This is a genomic window from Halomonas sp. M20, assembly GCF_020622265.1.
Taxonomy (GTDB): domain Bacteria; phylum Pseudomonadota; class Gammaproteobacteria; order Pseudomonadales; family Halomonadaceae; genus Modicisalibacter.
Window position 1 is genome coordinate 552,031 of the sequence record NZ_JACNMQ010000002.1, and the last position, 22,250, is coordinate 574,280.

A 22,250-nucleotide genomic window follows, 5' to 3' on the forward strand; every position below is an offset into this window, starting at 1 on the left:
ACAAGGAAATGTCATTACTGGTTTTCGCATGGCGCGCTTTCTATATAATGCCCAGTCTGAGACCGTGCGGCACTCCACCGTTCGCTCGTCACTCGATTACCACGGACATTGATACTGCATGAAGTTTTTCAGACGTCTGCTCGGCTCGGCCCTATGGCTCTTTCTCTCACTGAGCGCCGCTTGTGTACTGGCCGTGATAGGCGCTGCTCTGTACTTCGCCCCCGGGCTGCCCGACGTGCGTCAGTTGCAGGGGTACGAACTGCAGTCCCCGCTACGTATTTATACCCGGGACGAGAAGCTGATCGGTGAGTTCGGCGAGGAGCGCCGGACGCCTGTCGCCTACGACGCCATTCCCAGGGATATGGTGCAAGCCTTTCTGGCCGCAGAGGACGATGGTTATTTCGATCACCCCGGCGTCGATCCCAAGAGCCTTGCCCGGGCAGCATTCGAACTGGCCGCAAGCGGTGGCATCCAGACCGGAGGCAGCACCATCACCATGCAGGTGGCACGCAACTATCTGCTGACCCTGGATAGGACCTTTACCCGCAAGATTCGCGAGATATTGCTGGCCCTGCAGATGGAGCAGATTCTCGACAAGGAAGAGATATTCGAACTCTACGTCAACAAGATATTCTTGGGCCACCGCGCCTATGGAATCGCCGCCGCCGCGAAGACATATTATGACAAGCCCCTGGCGGAACTGACTCTGGCGGAAAAAGCCATGATCGCCGGTCTTCCCAAGGCGCCCTCCACCTTCAACCCTCTAGCCAACCCTGAGCGCTCTTTGATCCGGCGCAACTGGATTCTGTATCGCATGCGCGAACTGGGCTATATCGATGCTGAACGTTATAACGAAGCGGTACAGGCGCCGCTGACGGCGCGCCGTCACTCGGCTCAGGTGGAGGTCGAGGCTTCCTATATTGCCGAGATGGCGCGTCAGTTCGCCATCGAGCGGTTCGGTGACGATGCCTATACTGGCGGCTACACGCTCTACACCACTCTCGACAGCCAGTTGCAAGGCCAGGCGCGGGAAGCCCTCGTGCAAGGGCTGATCGATTATGACACTCGTCACGGATGGCGAGGCGCGGAAGAGACCGAGATTCCGCCGAGCCTGGTCGAAGCCCAGGACAAGACCCAGCGTGAAGGCCTGGAAGAAGAGCTGTCTGAATCGCCGGAGGTCATACAGACCGCCCGCAAGGCGGCCCAGAGCAGTGAAGCCCAGGTCAGCGGCATCGAAGGCGATGTCAGCAACTGGCTAAAAGTGCTCGATCGTACCGTCGTCACAGGGCCCCTACAGCCCGCAATCGTCGTCTCGACGCAAGATCAGAAGATGCAGGTACTGACAAGCGATGCCGAGCTCGTCACCCTGGACTGGAAGGGACTCGAGTGGGCGCGTGAATATCGCAGCCCCAAATGGCGCGGTGAAGCGCCCAAGCGTGCCGAGCAGATCGCTCAGCGCGGCTCATTGGTCCGCATCCTGCAAGACAAGGAAGGCAATTGGCGGCTTTCCCAGCGCCCAGGCATCGAGGGGGCGATTGTCGTCCTGGAACCGCGTAGCGGAGCCATTCGCGCACTACAAGGCGGCTTCAGCTTTGCCCACAGCAAGTTCAATCGAGCGACCCAGGCAAATCGACAGGCCGGCTCGATATTCAAGCCATTCATCTATCTGGCGGCGTTGCAGCAAGGCAACATGACGGCTGCCACCGTCGTCAACGATGCGCCGGTGGTGATGAGCGACATGGGAGGCGATTGGCGCCCGGGCAACTCGGAAGGCGAATTCCGTGGCCCGACCCGACTGAGAGTAGGCCTCTATCGCTCGCGCAACCTGGTCACCATTCGCGTGCTACAGGCGCTTGGTCTGGACAATGCGCTTGCCTTCCTGGAGCGGTTCGGTTTCGCCAATGGGCGTCTGCCCCATGGGCTCTCTCTCGCGCTGGGTAGTGCCTCTCTGACCCCGCTGGAAATGGCCAATGCCTACGCTGTGCTAGCCAATGGCGGCTTCAAGGTTACGCCCTGGTATATCGAACGGGTAATGCATACCGGCGAGCAGGAACCGCTTGCCGAGTCGACGCCCAACGTCGCCTGCCCTTCCTGCCCGGAAGGTGCCACCCAGACCCGTATCGACGGCAAGACCTATCCCGTCGCCGAGCGCGTCGTCGATCCCCAGGCGCTGTACATCCTGCGGGACATGATGCGCGACGTGATCGAACGTGGCACGGGCCGTGGGGCGCTGGAGTTGAATCGCGGCGATATCGTCGGCAAGACCGGCACCACCAACGAACAGCGCGACGCCTGGTTCTCGGGCTTCAACAGCAACCTGGTGGCAACGGTATGGGTCGGCAAAGATAGCAACGAGAGTACCGGAGAATATGGTGCTCAAGCGGCGCTACCCATCTGGAAGGATTTCATGCAGGAGGCCTTGAAAGGCACGCCGGAAAGTGTTCCCGATCGCCCTGACGATATCGTCACCAAGCGTATCGACACGAACAGCGGGCTACTATTGCATGACGATCAACCCGGGGGTATCGAAGAGCTGTTCCGGAAAGATAACCTGCCCGACTTCGAACCACGGCGCATCCAGCGTGAGCTGGAAAACCGCAGCGGATCCCAGGGTACCGGTACTTACGAAGCGATCTTCTGAGTACTTGTCCATGTTCAGCAACATTTGGCGGGCGAGTCGCAACGACTCGTCCGCTCAACCTGCCTTCTTCGTCTCTCTACGCCGGCAGCGCTGACCACCCGCGCCGATACGAATGCATTAGGAGTCTTTGACATGCCACGCACATGGCTTACGCCAACACTTTTGTTGACGCTCGCCATTTCGCTTGCTGATAGGCAGGCAACCGCCGCTTCATTCTATGCCCCGCCTGCGCCGGATGATGAATCGCCTGTTTTCAGCGGCCAGGCAGAGCTTGGCTACACTAACTTGTCCGGCAATACCGACAGCGAGACATTGATCGCCAAGGGGCGCCTGACCTGGCTGACAGGCCGAATGACCCATAGCCTTCTCGGCAGTACGCGCAAGATCGAAGAAGATGATGAAAGCAGTGCCGAACAATATCTGATCGCCGGTCGCGAGCGCTACGACCTCGACGGACCGCACTACTTGTTCGGCTTTGCACGCTGGGAGAAGGAGCGTTTCAGCGGTTATCGCTACCAGACGACCTTCATCAGTGGCTACGGTCGCCAAGTGCTGGCCGGGCCAGAACATACACTATCGCTGGAAACCGGCCCGGGTTATCGACGCGATGCCCTAGAGAACGGGGAAATAAAGAATCTGGCGGTGGGGTATGGCGCTTTGGACTACGAATGGCAGATTTCTGAGGGCACGAGTTTTCAACAGGAGCTGTCGGTGGAAGGTACGCGGGAGAATGTCACCACGCGCACCTTCACCGCCATCACGACTCAGCTCAATGCCAGCCTCGCCTTACGCATCTCGCATGAAGTCAAACACAACTCCAATCCACCCCAGGATGAAGATGACGACGATACCCAAGTGAATACGGATACCACTACGGCCGCGTCGCTCCTCTACCATTGGTGATCGATAGTGAATCAGCCGCCGTAGACATCATTGACGCTCTGCAACGGATAGTGTGGCGGATAAGGGCGCCGCGCCACCCCGGAGTCTACTGCGGCCTGGGCCACGGCAGAAGAGACCCGCTCGAGCAAGCGCGCATCCAGCGGCGTGGGAATGATATAGCCGCTGCCGAACTCCAGTGCATCGACCTCGTAAGCCTCGAGCACTTCCTGAGGCACCGGCTCCCGGGCCAGATCCTTGATGGCATGGACCGCCGCGATCATCATCTCTTCATTGATACGGGTTGCACGCACGTCCAGCGCCCCACGAAAGATGAACGGGAACCCCAGTACATTGTTGACCTGATTGGGATAATCCGAGCGCCCGGTGGCCATGATCACATCATCTCGCGCTTCGTTGGCCACCTGCGGATCAATCTCAGGGTCCGGATTGGAACAGGCAAACACCACCGGGCTGGCAGCCATTTTCTTGAGCTGATCCGCCGATAACAGATTGGGGCCGGACAAACCGACGAACACATCGGCACCTTCGATCGCTTCATCGAGGGTGCGTAGCGACGTCTGGGTGGCAAACATCGCCTTGTACTGATTGAGATCGTCACGATCGCTGTGGATCACGCCCTTGCGATCGATCATGTAGATATGTTCTGCCTTGGCGCCACAGGACACCAGCAGCTTCATGCAGGCAATGGCAGCGGAGCCGGCACCCAGACACACGATCCGTGCATCGGCGATCTTCTTGCCGGCGATATCCAGTGCATTGAGCATCCCCGCCGCGGTGACGATGGCGGTCCCGTGCTGGTCGTCATGAAAGACCGGGATATTGCAACGCTCGATGAGGGTCCGCTCAATCTCGAAGCACTCCGGCGCCTTGATGTCCTCGAGATTGATGCCGCCCCAGGTATCGGCAATGCGGGCCACGGTATCGATGAATGCCTGCGGGCTCTCGGCATTGATTTCGATATCCACCGAGTTGATGCCGGCAAATCGCTTGAACAACACCCCCTTGCCTTCCATGACCGGCTTGCTGGCAAGCGCCCCCAGATTGCCCAGCCCAAGGATCGCGGTACCATCGGAAATGACCGCTACCAGATTGCCTTTACCGGTATAGAGGTAGGCATTTTCCGGATCCTTGGCGATTTCCCGTACCGGTTCGGCTACGCCTGGACTGTAAGCCATCGACAGATCCTTGGCGGAAGAGGTCGGCTTGGTAATTTCGACCGACAGTTTTCCAGGAATCGGCTGGGAGTGATAATCCAGTGCCGCTTGCTTCTTCACGTCCGTCATGGTGTCTGTCCAGTTTTCTGAGAATTCTTTCAGGATATAGAAAAATAAACCGCTTCACAATTAACCACAAACTCATGTTTATACTGAATTTTATATAAAAACAGGAAACACTTTCCACAGAAAATAAAACGGCCAATGCCCGCTACTCTCCATTCAAGAATAGTGCATTGACCGCTAGGTACAAAAAACCCGCCTGACATGGCGGGTTTTTGTACAGAACGTGTTCGTGCTTAGTTGCGCTTGACAGCGGCACCGAAACGCTTGTTGAAACGCTCGACGCGACCGCCAGTAGTCGCCTGCTTCTGCTTGCCCGTGTAGAAGGGATGGCAGTTGGAGCAAACGTCCACGAAAAAGTCCTCGCCAGAGGTAGTGCCGATTGAATGAGTGGCACCACAGGAGCAGGTAGCGGTGACTTTCTTGTAATCTGGATGGATACCTTGTTTCATCTTGAAGCCTCATTTGTGTGTGTACCGCCACTCGGTCCATGCCGAGCACCGTACACGGGTGCGAGATAACCGGTTTCCCCCTGAGGCTGCGCTATCGCACAATACACAACTCGCCAAGGGGCGCACATTATAGCAGAGCTACTGCCGGAGACCAATTGCCACTTCCAACATATGCAACGTCTTCACCCAGGGTACTCGGCGTCGCCGTACCCACCCCGCTGCGTAAGCTATTCGACTACCGGCCTTGCCACCCTGCCCCCCGGGAGGGATGGCAACCCGGTTTGCGAGTGCGAGTACCGTTTGGGCGACGCGAGGTGGTCGGCATCGTCGTCGAGTGCCGCGATACCAGCGATTTCGAATTAAGCGCCCTCAAACCGATCGGCGCCTGTCTGGACAACGAACCGCTGCCCGCGGACTGGCTATGGCTGTGCCATTTCACTGCGCGCTATTACCAGCACGCCCTGGGAGACACCCTGCATCAGGCCTTGCCGGTATTGCTGCGCCAGGGCCGGCCCCTGGAAGCGCGCACGCGGGAACGCTGGCAATTGACGGAAGCCGGCCAGAACGCCGATGCCGCTCTGCTGGGCCGCGCCCGGCGCCAGGCAGAGCTGCTCGAGCTGCTGCGCCAGCACCCGCGTGGCGTGGTGGGCTCGGTCATCAGCGCTCAAGGGTTCAATCGCACCCAGCTCAAGGGGCTGGCGGACAAGGGGCTGGCGGCGTGTCAGGAAGAACCCCTGACCGGGCCGCCGCCCTCGCCGGGGGGCAATCTGCTTGCGGAACCCGCCCTGGTACTCAATCGCGAGCAGACCGGCGTACTGGCGGAGCTGCATCAACGACTCGATGGCTATCATGCAAGCCTGCTGCAGGGAGTCACTGGCAGCGGCAAGACCGAAATCTACCTGCAACTGATCGAATCGGTCATCGCCAAGGGGCGCCAGGCCCTGATACTGGTACCCGAAATCGGTCTGACGCCTCAGACCCTGACGCGTTTTCGCCAGCGCTTTCGCGTGACGGTGGTCGCCTTGCACTCCAGCCTGACGGATGCAGAGCGCCTGGATGCTTGGGAAGCGGCGCGCTCGGGGCGCGCGCCCATCGTCATTGGCACCCGCTCCGCGGTGTTCACCCCCCTGGCAAAGCCCGGCGTCATCGTCGTCGATGAAGAGCACGACAACTCCTTCAAGCAACAGGAAGGGCTGCGTTACCATGCCCGGGATCTGGCCATTGTTCGCGCCCATCATCACGACATCCCCATTCTTCTGGGGAGCGCTACGCCATCGCTCGAAAGCCTTATCAAGGCACGCAGTGGCCATTACCGTCATTTACACCTGACCCGACGGGCCAGCCATCACGCACCAGCCCGGCTAGAGCTCGCCGATTTGCGGGGTCGACCAACCCAAGGGGGACTGATCCCGCCCAGCATCGATGCCATCAGCGCAGCGCTGGCCGGAGGTGGGCAGGTGCTGATCTTCATCAACCGGCGCGGGTTTGCGCCAACCCTTGCCTGCCACGGCTGCGGTTGGTTGGCGGAGTGTCGTCACTGCGATGCCCGTATGACGCTACATCGCCAGCCTTCTTGTTTGATCTGCCATCACTGCGAACGCCAGGAGCGGCTCCCTGAGCTCTGTGCGGACTGCGGCAGCGCCGACCTGCGCCCGCTCGGCACCGGCACCGAACGCAGCGAAGAAACGCTATCCGCCCTGTTTCCCAAGACCCCGATATATCGTATCGACCGGGACAGCACCCGACGCAAGGATGCCTTGGAGCATGCCCTCACCGAGGTGCGGCGCGGCGAACCCTGTCTGCTGGTGGGTACGCAAATGCTGGCAAAAGGGCATCACTTGCCTCATGTCACCCTGGTCGTGGTGGTCAATGCGGACGCGGGGCTTTATGCCAGCGATTTTCGCGCCCTCGAACACAGCGGCCAATTGCTGGTTCAGGTAGCGGGCCGCGCCGGCCGGGCCGAGCGCCCGGGCCGCGTGCTGGTGCAGACCTTGCACCCGGACGACCCCCATCTGCGTCTGCTGGCGGAGAGCGGCTATGACGCCCTGGCAAGCACGCTTCTCGAAGAGCGGCGGCTCGCCGGCCTCCCGCCCTATCGCCACATGGCATTGCTGCGCTTCGAGAGCCCCCAAGAAGCAGAAGCTACCGCCCTTGCAAGCGCGGCGGCGACCTCATTGCGAAGCTGGCTGGATCAACGCGGACTGGACGTATACTGTCTGGGGCCGGCACCGGCTCCTATGGAGCGACGTCAGAATCGCTATCATGTGCATCTGATGCTCTCTGCGGCCAAGCGCAGCGCGCTACACGAGGCCAGCGCCTTTCTCGTCGACTGGCTGGAACGCTCGTCGGAGGCGCGCCGTGTGCGCTGGTCCATCGATATCGATCCGCAAACCTTGAGTTGAGAAATCACTGTGTAAATGCCTGCGTGAACGAATTGCTGCGTTGCGCGGTGCTCGAATACTCGCCTAACCCCATGTTATGTCTCGTCTTCTGTGCTCCGTGCGCCTTGCACTTCATCTCACTCGGCGATTTATTCAGCGATTCTCTAAGAACCATCAAAGGTTTAAAGCCAGGGCGCAATTGTCGATAATGCAGGTTACATTTACGCGCGAACGACGCCTTCAAGCCAATGCCTGCGTCGTGCCGACGAATACTCGCTAGAGCCACAGGACACCCCACGCACTCTCATGAAAGACACCATTGCTTCACTGCTCGACCAGGCACTGGCCGCGCTCAAGACTCAGGGGCTCGTGCCCGACGACGCCCACCCGACGATCAAGATCGAGGCAACCCGAGACAAGGCTCATGGCGATTACGCCAGCAATCTGGCCATGCTGCTGGCCAAACCGGCACGCCGTAACCCCCGGGAAGTCGCGACGGCACTGATCGAGGCCCTGCCGGTGAGTGACAGCGTGGAGCGTGTCGAGATTGCAGGCCCGGGATTCATCAATTTCTTTGCCGCCACGGATGCGATTGCCCGCATCGTGCCGACGGTACTCGATGCCGGCGACACCTTCGGTCGCAGCCTGGAAGGCATGGGCCAGAAGGTGCAGGTGGAGTTCGTTTCCGCCAACCCGACCGGCCCCTTGCACGTCGGCCACGGTCGCGGCGCGGCGATCGGCGATTGCCTATGCCGCTTGCTGGAAGCAACCGGTTACGACGTTACCCGGGAGTTCTACTACAACGATGCCGGCGCCCAGATTACCAATCTGGCGCTGTCGGTAAAGGCGCGCATTGATGGTCTGACTCCGGAAAACGAGGCCTGGCCCAAGGATGGCTATCGCGGCGATTACATCAGCGATATTGCCAGAAACTATCTCGCCGGCGAGACCGTGGATGCGGACGACCAGCACGTCACCGCCGCCGCGGACCCGGAAGATCTCAATGCGATTCGTCGCTTTGCGGTGGCCTATCTGCGCAGGGAACAGGATCTGGATCTCAAGGCCTTCGGTGTCGCCTTCGATGTCTATTTTCTCGAGTCCTCGCTATACAACGAGGGCAAGGTCGAAGAGGCGGTGCAGCGACTTATCGACGGCGGCCATACCTATGAAGAGGACGGCGCTCTGTGGCTGCGCACCACCCGCTTCGGTGACGACAAGGATCGCGTCATGCGCAAGCGTGACGGCGACTACACCTATTTCGTTCCCGATGTGGCTTATCACCTCGGCAAATGGCAACGAGGCTTCACTCACGTCATCGATGAGCAGGGCGCCGATCACCACTCCACGGTGACGCGCGTTCGGGCCGGGCTGCAGGCACTTGAAGCCGGCATTCCCGCCGGCTGGCCGGACTACGTGCTGCACCAGATGGTGCTGGTGACCCGCTCCGGGGTGGAGGTAAAACTCTCAAAGCGTGCCGGCAGCTACGTCACCCTGCGGGATCTGATCGATGAGGTCGGCCGGGACGCCACTCGATATTTCCTAGCTGCACGCCGGGCTGACTCTCAGTTGACCTTCGATATCGACCTGGCCCGTTCCAAGTCCAACGACAACCCGGTCTACTACATCCAGTATGCTCATGCCCGCATCAGTAGCGTGATGCGCCGCGCCGAGTCGGATGCCCGCCCTTTCGACCTGACGCTTGCACACGATAATCTGTCCCTGCTCGTGGAAGAGCAGGAGAAGGCATTGATGAACCGCCTTGCTCGCTTCCCCGAAGTGGTTTCTCATGCCGCCGCGAGCCGCGAACCCCAGCAGATCGCTCAGTATCTGCAGGATCTCGCCGCGGATTTCCATACCTGCTACAACGCCGTCAAGGTAATGGTCGATGACGCTGCGCTGCGTAATGCGCGCCTGGCGCTGGGACTGGCGACCCGCCAGGTCATCCGTAACGGCTTGAACTTGCTGGGTGTCGGCGCCCCGGAGGAGATGTAAATCATGGCCAGCCGCAGTACGAGTCAGAAATCGAGCCCATCCTCGCGTAGGAAGGGCGCCACCGCACGTCGTTCGTCGCGTCAGAAGCAGCGCAGTGGCTTCAGCATCCCCGGCTGGCTATGGGGCCTTTGCGGTCTCATTGCCGGCTTCGCCCTGTCCCAGTACTTTCAGGAAACCTCGCCCCCCATGGCCACGGTGGTCCCCAAGCCTGCCAGTACACAGAGCGCTTCATCCAAGGGCGCCTCGAACGCCGGGAAGCCTGCAGCGAAAGAAGAGGCTCGCATGCCGACCTTCGAATTCTATACGCTGCTGCCGGAATCCGAGGTCATCGCCCCCAAGGTCGATGAGTCGGACAACACACCCAAAACGGCGGCGGTCGCGGACGTGGTTGAAAGCGATACGGCGGTCAAGAAGTCGCAGCCAGCGCCCGCAAGCGACGGCAGCTACATGCTGCAGGCGGCATCGTTCAAGAATATCGCCGATGCCCAGCGCCTGTCCGGGCGGCTCAAGGACTTTGGCCTGCTGGCCAAGATCACCGAGGTCAAGGCACAGGGCAATCAGACCTGGCATCGGGTGCAGGTAGGCCCCTACAAGGATACGCGGGAACTCAATCGCGCCCAGGATTTGATGGTGACTCAGGGTATTGAGCCGCTGATGATCAAGCTGCAGAACTAGACTTTGTCTGAAAAGTGCCTGCGCTTGTCTATACAGCGTTAAAAATTGGCTCGTGCGCGAGTCCGATCAAGATGCTCATTTACAACACGTAAACTCGAGCGCGAGCCCGGTCCGTCTTCGCCAATTTTTGCCTTGTCTAGACTTCGCTCGCCGATTTTTCAGACGAAGCCTAATAGAGTGTTGCTTGATTTTCGCAACCCCCGCCCACACTTCCTAGAGTGATTGCACCGGGCGTTCTGCTTGCTTTTGAGAGCGCGCCCAAAGCCACCGGGCAGGCAAGATACTTTCAGACTGGCCTGCCTTCAGGGAGTTTCTATTCATGACGACGATCGTATCCGTGCGTCGCGGCGATCAAGTGGCGCTTGCCGGCGATGGCCAGGTATCCCTTGGCGACACGGTAATGAAAGGCAACGCCAGCAAGGTTCGCCGCCTTTATCACAATCAGGTCTTGGCAGGGTTTGCCGGCGGTACCGCCGATGCCTTTACGCTGTTCGAGCGCTTTGAAGCTCAGCTGGAAAAATACCAGGGCCATCTGGTCAAGGCCGCCGTGGAAATGGCCAAGGAGTGGCGTACCGATCGCGCCCTGCGCCGGCTCGAAGCGATGCTGGTAGTGGCGGACAAGAACGCCTCGCTGGTATTGAGTGGCACCGGCGACGTGCTCGAGCCGGAGCACGGAGTGATCGCCATCGGTTCCGGCGGCAACTACGCCTTGGCCGCCGCCCGAGCGATGCTCGACAACACCGAGCTTGACGCCCGGGAGATCACCGAAAAGGCGTTGAATATCGCCGCCGACATCTGTGTCTATACCAACCACCAGATCAAGCTCGAAGAGCTGTGAGCCTCATGAATCAATCCCAGATGACGCCCCGTGAAATCGTCCACGCCCTGGACCAGTACATCATCGGCCAGCACGATGCCAAGCGCGCCGTGGCCATTGCCTTGCGCAATCGCTGGCGGCGCATGCAGCTCGACGACGAGCTGCGCCCAGAAGTCACTCCCAAGAACATTTTGATGATCGGCCCCACCGGCGTGGGCAAGACCGAGATCGCCCGCCGTCTGGCCAAGCTAGCCCGAGCGCCCTTCATCAAGATCGAAGCGACCAAGTTTACCGAGGTCGGCTATGTGGGTCGCGATGTGGAATCCATTATTCGCGATCTGATCGAAATGGCGATCAAGATGGTGCGCGAGCAGGCCAAGGAAGAAGTAGGCCACCGAGCTGAGGATGCGGCGGAGGATCGCATTCTCGATGCGCTGCTGCCGCGCCCCCGTGGCAGCGAGTACGACAGCGCGCGGGACGACTCTTCGACCCGGCAAACCTTTCGCAAGAAACTGCGCGAGGGCCAGCTCGACGACAAGGAGATCGACATCGAGATCACTCCCCAGAGTGGCGGCTTCGACCTCGCCGGCCCTCCGGGCATGGAGGAGATGACCAGCCAGCTGCAGAGCATGTTTTCCAACATGGGCAAGCAAAAGCCGGAAACCAAGCGGGTGACGGTCAAGGAAGCCTGGCCCCTGCTGCGAGACGAAGAAGCCGCCAAACTGGTCAACGACGAGGACATCAAGCGGCGTGCCATCGAAGCGGTGGAAGAGAACGGTATCGTCTTCCTCGATGAGCTCGACAAGGTAGCCAAACGCGGTGATTCCGGCGGCGGGGCGGAGGTCTCCCGGGAAGGCGTGCAGCGCGATCTGCTGCCGCTGATCGAAGGCTCCACGGTATCCACCAAGCACGGCATGATCAAGACCGATCACATTTTGTTCATTGCCTCCGGCGCTTTTCATCTGTCCAAGCCTTCGGACCTGATCCCGGAACTGCAGGGTCGTTTGCCCATTCGTGTCGAACTCAACGCTCTGACCCCGGAAGACTTCCGCCGCATCCTGACCGAGCCCTCCGCAGCCCTGACCAAGCAGTACCAGGCTTTGCTGGCCACAGAAGGGTTGACCGTCGAGTTCACCGAAGACGGCATTGCGCGTATTGCGGAAATCGCCTATCAGGTCAATGAAGGTACCGAGAACATCGGCGCCCGGCGTCTGCATACGGTGATGGAGCGTCTACTCGAGGAGGCTTCGTTTCAGAGCAATGACATGCCAGACCCGCTGGTCATCGACGCGGATTACGTCGATTCCCAGCTCGGCGAACTGGCGCTGGATGAGGATTTGTCGCGGTATATTCTCTGACACATCTTGCGGCGAGCTCGGTCTGCTCGCCGCTTTTTCAGGAGATCAAGATGACTGCCCCGATTCCCACCCGCGTGCACTATCACAAGCAGGATCGTGAACTCGAACTTGGCTATGGCGAAGGCAAGGACGAAGGCGAAAGCTATCGCCTGAGTGCCGAGTACCTGCGGGTCTTCTCTCCTTCCGCCGAGGTACGCGGCCATGGCCCGGACACCGCAACCCTGCAGACGGGCATGAAATATGTCGGCCTGAAGAACATCACCCAGACCGGCCGCTACGCCCTCAAGCTGCATTTTGACGACGGCCACGACACGGGCCTTTACAGCTGGGACTATCTCTACGACCTTGCTACCAACCAAGAAGCCAATTGGGCGGACTACCTGCGCCGTCTCGAGGAAGCGGGGGCTTCCCGGGAGCCGCTGGGGATTCCACTTAAGCAGCTGTGATAAAAGCGCATCCTGCGTTGACGCCCAGCTGCATTGAAAGACAAACCCTACTCCCCGAGTCTACAATGGCGGCATACCCATTTTTTGATTCGAGTCACAAGGATGGACATGGATAAACGCACGACTCATTTCGGCTATCAGGAGGTGGCACTCGAGGAAAAAGCTTCCCGAGTAGCAGATGTCTTTCATTCGGTAGCGGCCCGCTATGACGTCATGAACGATCTCATGTCGTTGGGCATTCACCGCTTCTGGAAACGCGTGGCCCTGGAGCGAGCCGGCGTGCGGCGGGGCCATCAGGTGCTCGACATTGCCGGTGGCACCGGCGACCTGACCCTCAAGTTCTCGCGGCTGGTCGGTCCCAATGGCCGTGTGGTGCTGGCGGACATCAATCAATCGATGCTCAAGGTGGGGCGCGACAAGCTCATCGACAACGGCGTAGGCGATAACGTCGAGTACGTTCAGGCCAATGCGGAAAGCCTGCCTTTTCCGGACAACAGCTTCGACTGCATCACCATTGCCTTCGGTCTGCGCAATGTCACCGACAAGGACGCAGCCCTGCGCTCCATGACCCGGGTGCTCAAGCCCGGCGGGCGCCTGTTGATATTGGAATTCTCCAAGCCGCCCAATGCCTTGCTGTCGAAGGTCTACGACAACTACTCCTTCAACGTGCTGCCTCGAATGGGTGAATGGGTTGCCAACGATGCAGAGAGTTATCGCTATCTAGCGGAGTCCATCCGCATGCATCCGGATCAGGAAACACTCAAGACCATGATGGAGATTGCGGGCCTCGAACGGGTGGAATACACCAACATGACCGGGGGCATCGTTGCCCTGCATCGTGGCATCAAGCTATGAGGATCCTTTTTCGTTGATGTACACCTTACTGTTCGGTGGCGCCGAAAAAACGCTCAATGCAATGCTCGCCCGAGATCCGGCCGCCCCTTCGCGGCTAAAAAAACTTGCCGGCAAACGGTTACTCCTGAGACTGGAAAGGCCCCATGTCGACCTGCTGATCGTCTTCGATGAACACGGCCTCAATCTGTTGCACCAGCCTCAGGCCGAGGAAAACGACGCCGATGCGGTCGTTGAAATCGACAGCGATACCCTAGGCGCCTTGCTGGGTGGGGAGCCGTTGGAACGCCTGATGTTTTCCGGCCGCTTGGCCGTGCGTGGCCAGGTCGCCATCCTGGAAGGCGCACGCACTCTTTTGATGGATATCGATCTCGATTGGGAAGGCGCACTGGCGGAGTGGTTCGGCGATCGGCCCAGCCATAGCTTGGCGGAGGGGCTGCGCCGCTTCGGACGCTTTGGTCTACGCAGCCAGCGTGAGTTTCGCGCAGATCTCGCCGACTTCGTGTTCGAGGAAGCGCGCCTGTTGCCCGGCCATCCTCAACGCGATGCGCTGAGGGATTATTTGACCGGGCTCGAAATTGCCACCGATCGCCTCGAAGCCCGAGTTGCCCGGCTGCAGAAAAAGCTGGCCCCTCATCAGAAGGATATTGCGTGAACCTGCGATTGCTGCGCATTTTTTGGGTAGTGACCCGATTTCGCCTGGACACGCTGATTCCTCTGGAGCGCCTGCCTGGGGTGCTGCGCCTACTGCTTCGCCTTTCTCCTTTACGTCTTGTTCCAACCGGCCCGCACTCCCGGGGCAAGCGTTTGCGTCTGGCACTGGAAGCCTTGGGGCCGGTATTCATCAAATTCGGTCAAATGCTGTCCACGCGTCGCGATCTATTGCCGCCGGAGATTGCCGATGAGCTAAGACGCCTGCAAGATCAGGTGCCTCCTTTCCCGGGGGAACAGGCCCGCGCGCTCATCGAAGCCGAACTCGAATGCTCCATCGAGACGAGCTTTGCCCAGTTCGATACGGTTCCCATGGCATCGGCGTCCATCGCTCAGGTACATGCGGCCCGTTTGCATACCGGCGAAGAGGTGGTGGTAAAGGTGATTCGTCCGCGCATCGAAGAAGTCATGCGCAAGGATATCGGCCTGCTGTACACCTTCGCCCGCATGATTCGTCGAATCCCCGAGGCGCGCAGGCTACGCCCTGTGGAAGTAGTCAAGGATTATGAATCGACGCTTCTGGATGAGCTCGATCTACGCAAGGAAGCCGCCAATACCTCCCAGCTCAAGCGCAATTTCAAGCACTCACCGCTGCTCTATGTTCCCGCTATCTATTGGCCGCTGACGCGTCAACGCATCATGGTGATGGAGCGAATCTACGGCATACCCGTAGCGGACATGCAGGCACTGGAAGAACAGAATTTTGATCTGCGCAAGCTTGCTGAACGCGGGGTGGAAATATTCTTCACTCAGGTGTTTCGGGACAATTTCTTTCATGCGGACATGCATCCGGGCAATATCTTCATTAATTACGAACATCCCGATGACCCTCAATACATTGCCATCGACTGCGGCATCGTGGGCAGCTTGACCCGGGAGGATCAGGATTATCTGGCACGCAACCTGCTCGCTTTTTTCAATCAGGATTACTACGAAGTCGCCGCATTGCACATCGAGTCCGGGTGGGTTGGCGAAGGTACCCGAGCCAACGAGTTTGCTGCGGCTATTCGTACGGTTTGCGAGCCCATTCTCGAGCGCCCGCTCAAAGAGATATCTTTCGGGCAGGTATTGCTAGGGCTTTTTCAGACGGCGCGCCGTTTCAACATGGAAGTACAGCCGCAGCTCGTGCTGCTGCAAAAGACGCTACTCAATATCGAGGGCCTGGGACGTCAGCTCTATCCGGATCTCGATCTATGGACGACTGCCCGGCCCTATCTGGAACGCTGGATGAAGGAGCGTGTCGGCCCCCATGGACTATGGGAATCCTTCAAGAAGCAGGCGCCGGAACTTAGCCGCCAGCTTCCAGAGCTACCGGGGCTGGCCCATAATGCCTTAAGCCGTGCAAGCCACATTCAGAAAGAGCAAACGCGCCTGGCCAAGGGCATCACCGGCATACGTCAACAACTTAGCCGCAGCTCCCGCCAGACATGGCGCTTGCGCCTGGGGCTATTGCTGATTGCCGCGGCACTTGCCTGGCGTCCGCTGATAGAATGGGCAGACCAACAGCCTTGGCCGGTACTGGTTGCGGCGACCATCGGTACCTTGATGCTCTTGTGGCGCTAGCCCTACACTTGATTTCGAGAAGGAACTCGCGATGAGCGATATACTCGAACGGTTAAGCAATGTGCTTGATGAACGCCGTCATGCCGACCCGGCGTCCTCCTATGTGGCCTCGCTGCATGCCAAGGGGCTCAACAAGATTCTCGAAAAGATCGGCGAAGAGGCAACCGAGACTATTCTCGCTGCCAAGGACAGTGATCAGAATCTTGACAAGGATCATCAGGCAGTGGTCGCCGAAACCGCCGACCTGTGGTTTCATAGCCTGGTGATGCTGTCGCATCTCGATATCGATCATCGAGCGGTGCTCGACGAGCTGGCACGACGTTTCGGCATTTCGGGACTAGATGAAAAAGCCGCTCGCAGAGCTGAATGAACGGGGTCATGGCCCCTTACTAGGAGAACCTCAATGTTAGGTGGTATCAGTATTTGGCAGTTGCTGATCGTACTCGGCATCATCATCTTGATCTTTGGCACCAAGAAACTGCGCAATGTCGGCGGAGATCTTGGCGGCGCGGTCAAGGGCTTCAAGAAAGCCATGAGCGAAGACGACAAGGATGGCAAGGAAAAGGACGACAGCGTTCAGCGCCAGGTTCGACATGACGAAGAGGGTGAAACCTATGAGGTCAAACCCGAGCAACGTAGTAGCGACCATGTCGAAGACAAGCATGAGCGGAAATAATCCTTCATGTTCGATATCGGCTTTCTCGAACTACTGATCATTGGCGTGGTCGGTCTATTGGTGCTGGGCCCCGAGCGGCTACCCAAGGCTGCTCGTACGGCGGGATTATGGATCGGCAAGATCAAGCGTACCGTCTCGAACATGCAGCGTGAGATCAACTCTCAGCTGGAAGCGGAAGAATTGCGCCAGAAACTCGAGGAGCATCAGAAGAAACTCGACAGTGGTTTCGACAAGACCCGCAAGGACGTCGAAAATTTCATCGGTGGTTCTGGGTCGAGCAGTGCCGACAAGACGTCGACGCAATCAGCCTCTGACAGGCAAACGAACGCGCCTAAAAACATCGATGCCCCTCTTGACCGGGGCATGGGTCAGGAAGAACCCGAGCAGACATCGAGTGAATCTACCGCCTCCTCGTCCCCCAATATTGCCAACGCCAACGCCAACGACAAGGATGCCAAGGCGCGATGAGTGACGCACCCTCTCCGCGAAACGAGACGCCGGAAGAACCGCCCCAGGCACCGCTGATCGAACACCTCATCGAGCTACGTTCGCGCTTGATGCGAGCAGTGGTCGCGATTTTGCTGATCTTCCTGGCGCTTTACGCGTTCTCCAACAACATCTACACCTTCGTTGCCGACCCCCTGATGGCCCTGCTGCCACCAGGGTCGCAGATGATCGCCACCGAGGTTGCCTCACCGTTTCTCGCGCCGTTCAAATTGACCCTGGTGGTGGCGGTATTCATTGCCATCCCTTTCGTACTGCATCAATTCTGGGCTTTCATCGCGCCGGGGCTTTACGAGAACGAGAAGGTGCTGGCCGTGCCGTTACTGGCGTCCAGCGTCCTGCTATTCTATGGCGGCGCTGCTTTCGCCTACTACGCGGTCTTTCCGCTGCTGTTCGATTTCTTCGTGCATACCGGCCCCGAGAACGTCGCGGTAATGACGGATATCAACCAGTATCTTAATTTTGTGCTCAAGTTGTTCTTCGCCTTCGGCGTCGCCTTCGAGATTCCGATCGCCACCTTCCTGTTGATCTGGACCGGTGCCACCACCGTCGAGAGCCTGTCGAAAAAACGTCCTTATATCGTGCTTGGCTGCTTCGTCGTGGGCATGCTGATGACGCCGCCGGATATCATCTCGCAAAGCCTGTTGGCCGTTCCCATGTGGCTGCTTTATGAGATCGGCATCCTGGCCGGGCGGGTCCTTCGTGGGCGTCGGCGCAAGAAAGAAGAGGCGGACGAGGTTGAATAGCTTGAACCGTTATAAGCGGTATGCTGACCTAAATAGCATACAAAAGAGCCGCCTATTGGCGGCTCTTTCCATCTATAAGCATGCCATTCATACAGTCTGGTTTTTGCAGTGCAGAAGCTTCAGCGCATCATTTCATCGATTTTGTCCACCAGCTTGGAGATGCCCAAGGCTGCTTCGGCAATTCCCTTGGCCGTCATGAAAGCGGGCGTCGTCACGATGCGATGCTCGCGATCCAGCACGACATCATCGGCAGCACAGGTCTTGTGCAGCCCTCCCATACTGCTGATGGCGCCAGCAATTTTGGCATTATGACCCACGGTCACTGGAATGGTGACATCCAGCAGTCGCGGCGCCAGCAAGGATGAGTAGCACATCAGCCCGATCGGCTTTTCAGCCTCATAGAATGCCAGGATCTTGTCACGCAACAGCGGCAGTACCGTCATGTCGGCTCCGGCCTCCGTAAAGTTCGAAAGATTCTTCGCCACTCCCTGGCCGCCAGGCAAAATAACCGCATCGAAACTCGCCGGATCCAGTGCCTCGAGGGAGTCGATCTCGCCCCGGGCCAAGCGTGCAGATTCGACCAGCATGTTGCGGATCTCTTTACATTGCTCGCCGCTGGCATGATCGATCACTTGAGGTTGATCCTGATCCGGGGCGAAGCAACGGTACGCGATGCCCAACTGATCGAGACGCAGCAACGTCAGCGTCGTTTCGTAAATTTCCGAGCCGTCGCGAAAACCACAGCCTGACAGAATGATCGCCACCTGTTTGCTCATGCCTTGCTCCTTGAAGTAGACGCCGGGATTCGCACCTTACTAACGCTTTACTCTAAGAGGTCTTGCTCGGTGCGACAAGGCGCCGGCATACCCGGGTTGCCCATGCTTGATATAATGGACGGCACTACTTGTTGACGCGCTATCGTCACATCATTCGAGCAGACTGATCGAGTATGTGTCCGCGATTCCTAGACTGGAGAAACAATCTTGAGCTTTTCTATCTCACGCCAGTATCCCGCCACTCGCCTGCGCCGCATGCGCAAGGATGATTTTTCTCGCCGCATGATGCGCGAATCATCCTTGACCCCTTCGGATCTGATTCTGCCGGTCTTCGTTCTCGAAGGCGAACAGCGTCGTGAAGCGGTTCCCTCGATGCCCGGTGTCGAGCGCTTATCTCTGGACCTGCTTCTCGAGGAAGCCGGCGAAGTAGCCGCGCTCGGCATTCCTGCCCTGGCGCTTTTCCCGGTCATCGATGCCCAGCACAAGAGTGAATATGCCGAGGAGGCGTTCAACTCCGGCGGTCTCGTACAGCGCACCGTGCGGGCACTGAAGCAGGACTACCCGGAGCTCGGGGTGATCACCGACGTGGCGCTGGATCCTTACACCGTGCACGGTCAGGACGGCATCCTCGACGAGCTGGGCTACGTGCAGAACGATCGCACCGTCGAGACCTTGCTCAAGCAGGCGCTTTCTCATGCGGAAGCCGGTGCCGACATAGTGGCGCCCTCGGACATGATGGATGGCCGCATCGGCGCCATCCGCAGTGTGCTCGAGCAGGAACGGCTGCACAACACTCGCATCATGTCCTACTCCGCCAAGTATGCCTCGCGCTATTATGGTCCTTTCCGGGATGCGGTGGGCTCCGCAAGCAACCTGGGCAAGGCGGACAAGAGTACCTACCAGATGGACCCGGCCAACAGCGACGAGGCGGTACACGAAGTCGCTCTGGACCTGGCCGAAGGTGCCGACATGGTGATGGTCAAGCCCGGAATGCCTTACTTGGATGTGGTGCGACGCGTCAAGCAGGAGCTGGCGGTACCGACCTTTGCCTATCAGGTCAGCGGCGAATACGCTATGCACATGGCCGCCTTCGAGAAGGGCTGGCTCGACGCCGACAGCGTGATCCTCGAGTCGCTGATGTGCTTCAAGCGCGCGGGGGCGGACGGCATTCTGACCTATTTCGCCAAACGCGCCGCCGAACTGATCAAACAATAGGCGCGGTGCGTCGCGCCTCGCCGAACCAGGACATCATGGAATGGACAAGCCGCGCGATCGCAAGAAGATAGCAACCGATGCGAACAAGGAACAGAAAACGTCGCCGGCACTGGCGGCGGCCAGTACGTCGGCTTTGAGGGTCAATCGCACCCGCACGGGTATTCACGCCAAGCCGACACCGTCGCCGAAGGCGGAACTGGACGACGCGGTTCTCTACTTCAATCGTGAGCTGTCGCATCTACAGTTCAACATACGGGTACTCGAGCAGGCGCTGGACGCGTCTCATCCGCTGCTCAATCGTCTGATGTTCCTGGTGATCTTCTCCTCGAATCTCGATGAATTCTTCGAAATCCGAGTAGCAGGTCTCAAGCATCGCCTGGCCCTGGGGCGTGATGACATCGGTGACGACGGTCTGACACCGAAACAGGTGCTCGATGATATTGCGCGCATCACCCACGAGCAGATCGAGCGGCAGTATCGGATACTCAACGACGAGCTGATTCCGGCACTGGAAGAGCACCGCATCCGCTTCCGGCGTCGCTCGCAATGGACGGAGCCTCAGCGCAAATGGGTCGGCGAGTACTTCGAGAAAGAGATCATGCCGGTGATCAGCCCCATCGGGCTCGACCCATCCCACCCTTTTCCCCGGCTGGTCAACAAGAGCCTCAACTTCATCGTCGAACTCGAAGGCAAGGACGCCTTTGGCCGCGAGGGAGGACTGGCGATCCTGCCTGCCCCGCGTTCACTTCCCCGCTTGATACGCCTGCCTGAAACACTGGCCGAAAAAGGCTATGCGGATCACATCTTCCTTTCCTCGATGATCCACGCCCATGCTCAGACGGTTTTCCCGGGCATGAAGGTCAATGGCTGTTATCAGTTTCGCCTGACCCGTAACGCGGATCTCAGCGTGGACCCGGATGAGGTGTCGGATCTGGCCTCGGCGCTACGGGGCGAATTGCTGGCCCGGCGCTACGGCGACGGCGTGCGCCTGGAGGTGGCGGATAACTGCCCTGACGAGCTGGCGGCCTTCCTGCTCGAACAGTTCGAACTCGAGGCCCAGGATCTTTATCGCGTCCACGGTCCGGTCAATCTGACCCGCATGATGGCCTTGATCGACGACATGGATCGACCGGATCTGCTTTACCGCCCTTTCACGGCGGGAACACCCAAGGGACTCAAGTCCGAAGGCAGCCTGTTCGATACCATTCGCCAGGGCGACATTCTGCTGCATCACCCGTTTCAGTCGTTCTCTCCCATCGAGGACCTATTGCGCGAAGCCGCCCAGGACAGCGACGTGCTGGCTATCAAGCAGACGCTATACCGTACCGGCGCAGACTCCCCGATCGTCAGCGCCCTGGTGGATGCAGCGCGCAGAGGCAAGGAAGTGACAGTCGTCATCGAACTTCGGGCACGTTTCGATGAGGCGGACAATCTCTCCCTGGCCTCACGGCTTCAAGAAGCCGGCGCTATCGTCATCTATGGGGTGATCGCCTACAAGACCCATGCCAAGATGCTGCACATCGTACGCCGGGAGAAAGGCGAACTGCGTTATTACGCGCATCTGGGCACCGGCAACTATCATTCCAAGACGGCCAAGCTGTATACGGATTACAGCCTGCTCACCGCTCACGAGACGCTTTGCGAGGACGTACACAAGGTCTTTCAGCAGCTTTCCGGCATGGGCAAGCAGCGCAACATCGACCTGCTGCTGCATGCGCCCTTCGTATTGCACGAGCGCCTGCTCGAGATGATCGAGCGTGAGGCCAAGCTGGCGGAGAAAGGCAAGAAGACGCATCTGATCATCAAGTGCAATTCGCTTACCGAGCCTCGATTGATTCGCGCGCTCTATCGCGCCTCCCAGGCCGGAGTGACGTGCGATCTGATCATTCGCGGCACCTGCTGCCTGCGCCCGGGTGTGCCAGGTATCTCCGAGAACATACTGGTGCGCTCGATCGTTGGCCGCTTTCTCGAACATACCCGGGTATTCTACTTTCACAACGACGGCAAGCCCGAAGTGTGGGCGTCCAGCGCGGATTTCATGGAACGTAACATGTTCCACCGGGTGGAAACCTGCTTCCCTATCCTCGAAAAGAAACTTGCGCAGCGGGTGCGCAAGGATCTGGAGACCTATCTGGTGGATAATTGCCAGAGCTGGCTGCTGCGCGAGGATGGCAGCTACCAAAGGCAGGAAGCCGGCGAGGCGGCACCGGTCAGTGCCCAGGAGACGCTATTGTATGCCTACGCCGCCAAGTCCTGACTCGGTTT

Annotated in this window: 20 protein-coding genes; 17 read left to right on the forward strand and 3 right to left on the reverse strand. The window is 59.0% G+C overall.

Going from position 1 to position 22,250, the window contains the following annotated elements; all coding sequences use genetic code 11:
* The first annotated feature begins 118 nt into the window (after positions 1-118).
* Together H7850_RS08155 and H7850_RS08160 are read left to right on the forward strand one after the other, a co-directional pair.
* Positions 119-2,641: a penicillin-binding protein 1A gene (locus tag H7850_RS08155; RefSeq protein ID WP_227369022.1), complete on the forward strand. Its 2,523-nt coding sequence runs from the start codon at positions 119-121 to the stop codon at positions 2,639-2,641.
* A gap of 132 nt (positions 2,642-2,773) precedes the next feature.
* Positions 2,774-3,544 carry a YdiY family protein gene (locus H7850_RS08160; RefSeq protein WP_227369023.1) on the forward strand — a complete coding sequence of 257 codons (771 nt, stop codon included), beginning with the start codon at positions 2,774-2,776 and terminating at the stop codon, positions 3,542-3,544.
* A gap of 11 nt (positions 3,545-3,555) precedes the next feature.
* Here H7850_RS08160 and H7850_RS08165 read toward each other — a convergent pair whose 3' ends face one another.
* A complete protein-coding gene (locus H7850_RS08165) occupies positions 3,556-4,827 on the reverse strand; it encodes a malic enzyme-like NAD(P)-binding protein (protein ID WP_227369024.1) in 1,272 nt (423 codons plus the stop codon).
* 230 nt (positions 4,828-5,057) lie between these two features.
* A complete protein-coding gene (rpmE, locus tag H7850_RS08170; protein ID WP_227369025.1) occupies positions 5,058-5,273 on the reverse strand; it encodes a 50S ribosomal protein L31 in 216 nt (71 codons plus the stop codon).
* 38 nt (positions 5,274-5,311) lie between these two features.
* Between rpmE and H7850_RS08175 the strand changes: the two genes are divergently transcribed.
* From H7850_RS08175 to tatC, 13 genes are all read left to right on the forward strand, one after another.
* Positions 5,312-7,675 carry a primosomal protein N' gene (locus H7850_RS08175; protein WP_413614146.1) on the forward strand — a complete coding sequence of 788 codons (2,364 nt, stop codon included), beginning with the start codon at positions 5,312-5,314 and terminating at the stop codon, positions 7,673-7,675.
* A gap of 285 nt (positions 7,676-7,960) precedes the next feature.
* A complete protein-coding gene (argS, locus tag H7850_RS08180) occupies positions 7,961-9,646 on the forward strand; it encodes an arginine--tRNA ligase (protein WP_227369027.1) in 1,686 nt (561 codons plus the stop codon).
* A gap of 3 nt (positions 9,647-9,649) precedes the next feature.
* Positions 9,650-10,321 carry an SPOR domain-containing protein gene (locus H7850_RS08185; protein ID WP_227369028.1) on the forward strand — a complete coding sequence of 224 codons (672 nt, stop codon included), beginning with the start codon at positions 9,650-9,652 and terminating at the stop codon, positions 10,319-10,321.
* A gap of 319 nt (positions 10,322-10,640) precedes the next feature.
* Positions 10,641-11,159, forward strand: coding sequence for an ATP-dependent protease subunit HslV (hslV, locus tag H7850_RS08190; RefSeq protein WP_227369029.1), 519 nt, complete (start codon positions 10,641-10,643; stop codon positions 11,157-11,159).
* A gap of 5 nt (positions 11,160-11,164) precedes the next feature.
* Positions 11,165-12,496, forward strand: coding sequence for an ATP-dependent protease ATPase subunit HslU (gene hslU / locus H7850_RS08195; protein ID WP_227369030.1), 1,332 nt, complete (start codon positions 11,165-11,167; stop codon positions 12,494-12,496).
* Positions 12,497-12,546: 50 nt separating this feature from the next.
* Positions 12,547-12,942, forward strand: coding sequence for a gamma-butyrobetaine hydroxylase-like domain-containing protein (locus H7850_RS08200; RefSeq protein WP_227369031.1), 396 nt, complete (start codon positions 12,547-12,549; stop codon positions 12,940-12,942).
* 108 nt (positions 12,943-13,050) lie between these two features.
* Complete coding sequence (gene ubiE / locus H7850_RS08205; protein ID WP_227369032.1) at positions 13,051-13,797, forward strand: bifunctional demethylmenaquinone methyltransferase/2-methoxy-6-polyprenyl-1,4-benzoquinol methylase UbiE; 747 nt, start codon at positions 13,051-13,053, stop codon at positions 13,795-13,797.
* A gap of 16 nt (positions 13,798-13,813) precedes the next feature.
* Positions 13,814-14,449, forward strand: coding sequence for an SCP2 domain-containing protein (locus tag H7850_RS08210; protein ID WP_227369033.1), 636 nt, complete (start codon positions 13,814-13,816; stop codon positions 14,447-14,449).
* Positions 14,446-16,068, forward strand: coding sequence for a ubiquinone biosynthesis regulatory protein kinase UbiB (ubiB, locus tag H7850_RS08215; RefSeq protein ID WP_227369034.1), 1,623 nt, complete (start codon positions 14,446-14,448; stop codon positions 16,066-16,068). Before H7850_RS08210 ends, ubiB begins: the two co-directional genes overlap by 4 nt.
* A 31-nt stretch (positions 16,069-16,099) precedes the next feature.
* On the forward strand, positions 16,100-16,438 hold the full coding sequence (locus tag H7850_RS08220) for a phosphoribosyl-ATP diphosphatase (RefSeq protein WP_227369035.1): 339 nt from the start codon (positions 16,100-16,102) through the stop codon (positions 16,436-16,438).
* Between the two features lie 33 nt (positions 16,439-16,471).
* Positions 16,472-16,744: a Sec-independent protein translocase subunit TatA gene (gene tatA, locus H7850_RS08225; RefSeq protein ID WP_227369036.1), complete on the forward strand. Its 273-nt coding sequence runs from the start codon at positions 16,472-16,474 to the stop codon at positions 16,742-16,744.
* Between the two features lie 6 nt (positions 16,745-16,750).
* Positions 16,751-17,212, forward strand: a complete 462-nt coding sequence (gene tatB / locus H7850_RS08230) for a Sec-independent protein translocase protein TatB (RefSeq protein WP_227369037.1) — start codon at positions 16,751-16,753, stop codon at positions 17,210-17,212.
* The gene (gene tatC, locus H7850_RS08235) at positions 17,209-17,994 is read left to right on the forward strand and encodes a twin-arginine translocase subunit TatC (protein ID WP_227369038.1); all 786 of its coding nucleotides are present in this window, start codon (positions 17,209-17,211) and stop codon (positions 17,992-17,994) included. Before tatB ends, tatC begins: the two co-directional genes overlap by 4 nt.
* Positions 17,995-18,113: 119 nt before the next feature.
* Here tatC and elbB read toward each other — a convergent pair whose 3' ends face one another.
* Positions 18,114-18,770, reverse strand: a complete 657-nt coding sequence (gene elbB / locus H7850_RS08240; protein ID WP_227369039.1) for an isoprenoid biosynthesis glyoxalase ElbB — start codon at positions 18,768-18,770, stop codon at positions 18,114-18,116.
* 207 nt (positions 18,771-18,977) lie between these two features.
* On the opposite strand from elbB, the gene hemB reads away from it, so the two are divergent.
* Together hemB and ppk1 are read left to right on the forward strand one after the other, a co-directional pair.
* Entirely contained in the window at positions 18,978-19,985 is a 1,008-nt protein-coding gene (gene hemB / locus H7850_RS08245; protein WP_227369040.1) for a porphobilinogen synthase, read from the forward strand.
* A 40-nt stretch (positions 19,986-20,025) separates the two neighbouring features.
* Positions 20,026-22,242, forward strand: a complete 2,217-nt coding sequence (gene ppk1, locus H7850_RS08250; RefSeq protein ID WP_227369041.1) for a polyphosphate kinase 1 — start codon at positions 20,026-20,028, stop codon at positions 22,240-22,242.
* The last annotated feature ends 8 nt before the right edge of the window (positions 22,243-22,250 follow it).

Coding starts and splice junctions, on each gene's coding strand:
- hslU (WP_227369030.1), top strand. CDS start 11,165: ATGAATCAATCCCAGATGACGCCCCGTGAAATCGTCCACGCCCTGGAC.
- ppk1 (WP_227369041.1), top strand. CDS start 20,026: ATGGACAAGCCGCGCGATCGCAAGAAGATAGCAACCGATGCGAACAAG.
- elbB (WP_227369039.1), bottom strand. CDS start 18,770: ATGAGCAAACAGGTGGCGATCATTCTGTCAGGCTGTGGTTTTCGCGAC.
- H7850_RS08220 (WP_227369035.1), top strand. CDS start 16,100: ATGAGCGATATACTCGAACGGTTAAGCAATGTGCTTGATGAACGCCGT.
- ubiE (WP_227369032.1), top strand. CDS start 13,051: ATGGATAAACGCACGACTCATTTCGGCTATCAGGAGGTGGCACTCGAG.
- H7850_RS08185 (WP_227369028.1), top strand. CDS start 9,650: ATGGCCAGCCGCAGTACGAGTCAGAAATCGAGCCCATCCTCGCGTAGG.
- H7850_RS08155 (WP_227369022.1), top strand. CDS start 119: ATGAAGTTTTTCAGACGTCTGCTCGGCTCGGCCCTATGGCTCTTTCTC.
- H7850_RS08200 (WP_227369031.1), top strand. CDS start 12,547: ATGACTGCCCCGATTCCCACCCGCGTGCACTATCACAAGCAGGATCGT.
- tatC (WP_227369038.1), top strand. CDS start 17,209: ATGAGTGACGCACCCTCTCCGCGAAACGAGACGCCGGAAGAACCGCCC.
- argS (WP_227369027.1), top strand. CDS start 7,961: ATGAAAGACACCATTGCTTCACTGCTCGACCAGGCACTGGCCGCGCTC.
- rpmE (WP_227369025.1), bottom strand. CDS start 5,273: ATGAAACAAGGTATCCATCCAGATTACAAGAAAGTCACCGCTACCTGC.
- hslV (WP_227369029.1), top strand. CDS start 10,641: ATGACGACGATCGTATCCGTGCGTCGCGGCGATCAAGTGGCGCTTGCC.
- tatA (WP_227369036.1), top strand. CDS start 16,472: ATGTTAGGTGGTATCAGTATTTGGCAGTTGCTGATCGTACTCGGCATC.
- H7850_RS08210 (WP_227369033.1), top strand. CDS start 13,814: ATGTACACCTTACTGTTCGGTGGCGCCGAAAAAACGCTCAATGCAATG.
- H7850_RS08165 (WP_227369024.1), bottom strand. CDS start 4,827: ATGACGGACGTGAAGAAGCAAGCGGCACTGGATTATCACTCCCAGCCG.
- H7850_RS08175 (WP_413614146.1), top strand. CDS start 5,312: ATGCCGAGCACCGTACACGGGTGCGAGATAACCGGTTTCCCCCTGAGG.
- H7850_RS08160 (WP_227369023.1), top strand. CDS start 2,774: ATGCCACGCACATGGCTTACGCCAACACTTTTGTTGACGCTCGCCATT.
- tatB (WP_227369037.1), top strand. CDS start 16,751: ATGTTCGATATCGGCTTTCTCGAACTACTGATCATTGGCGTGGTCGGT.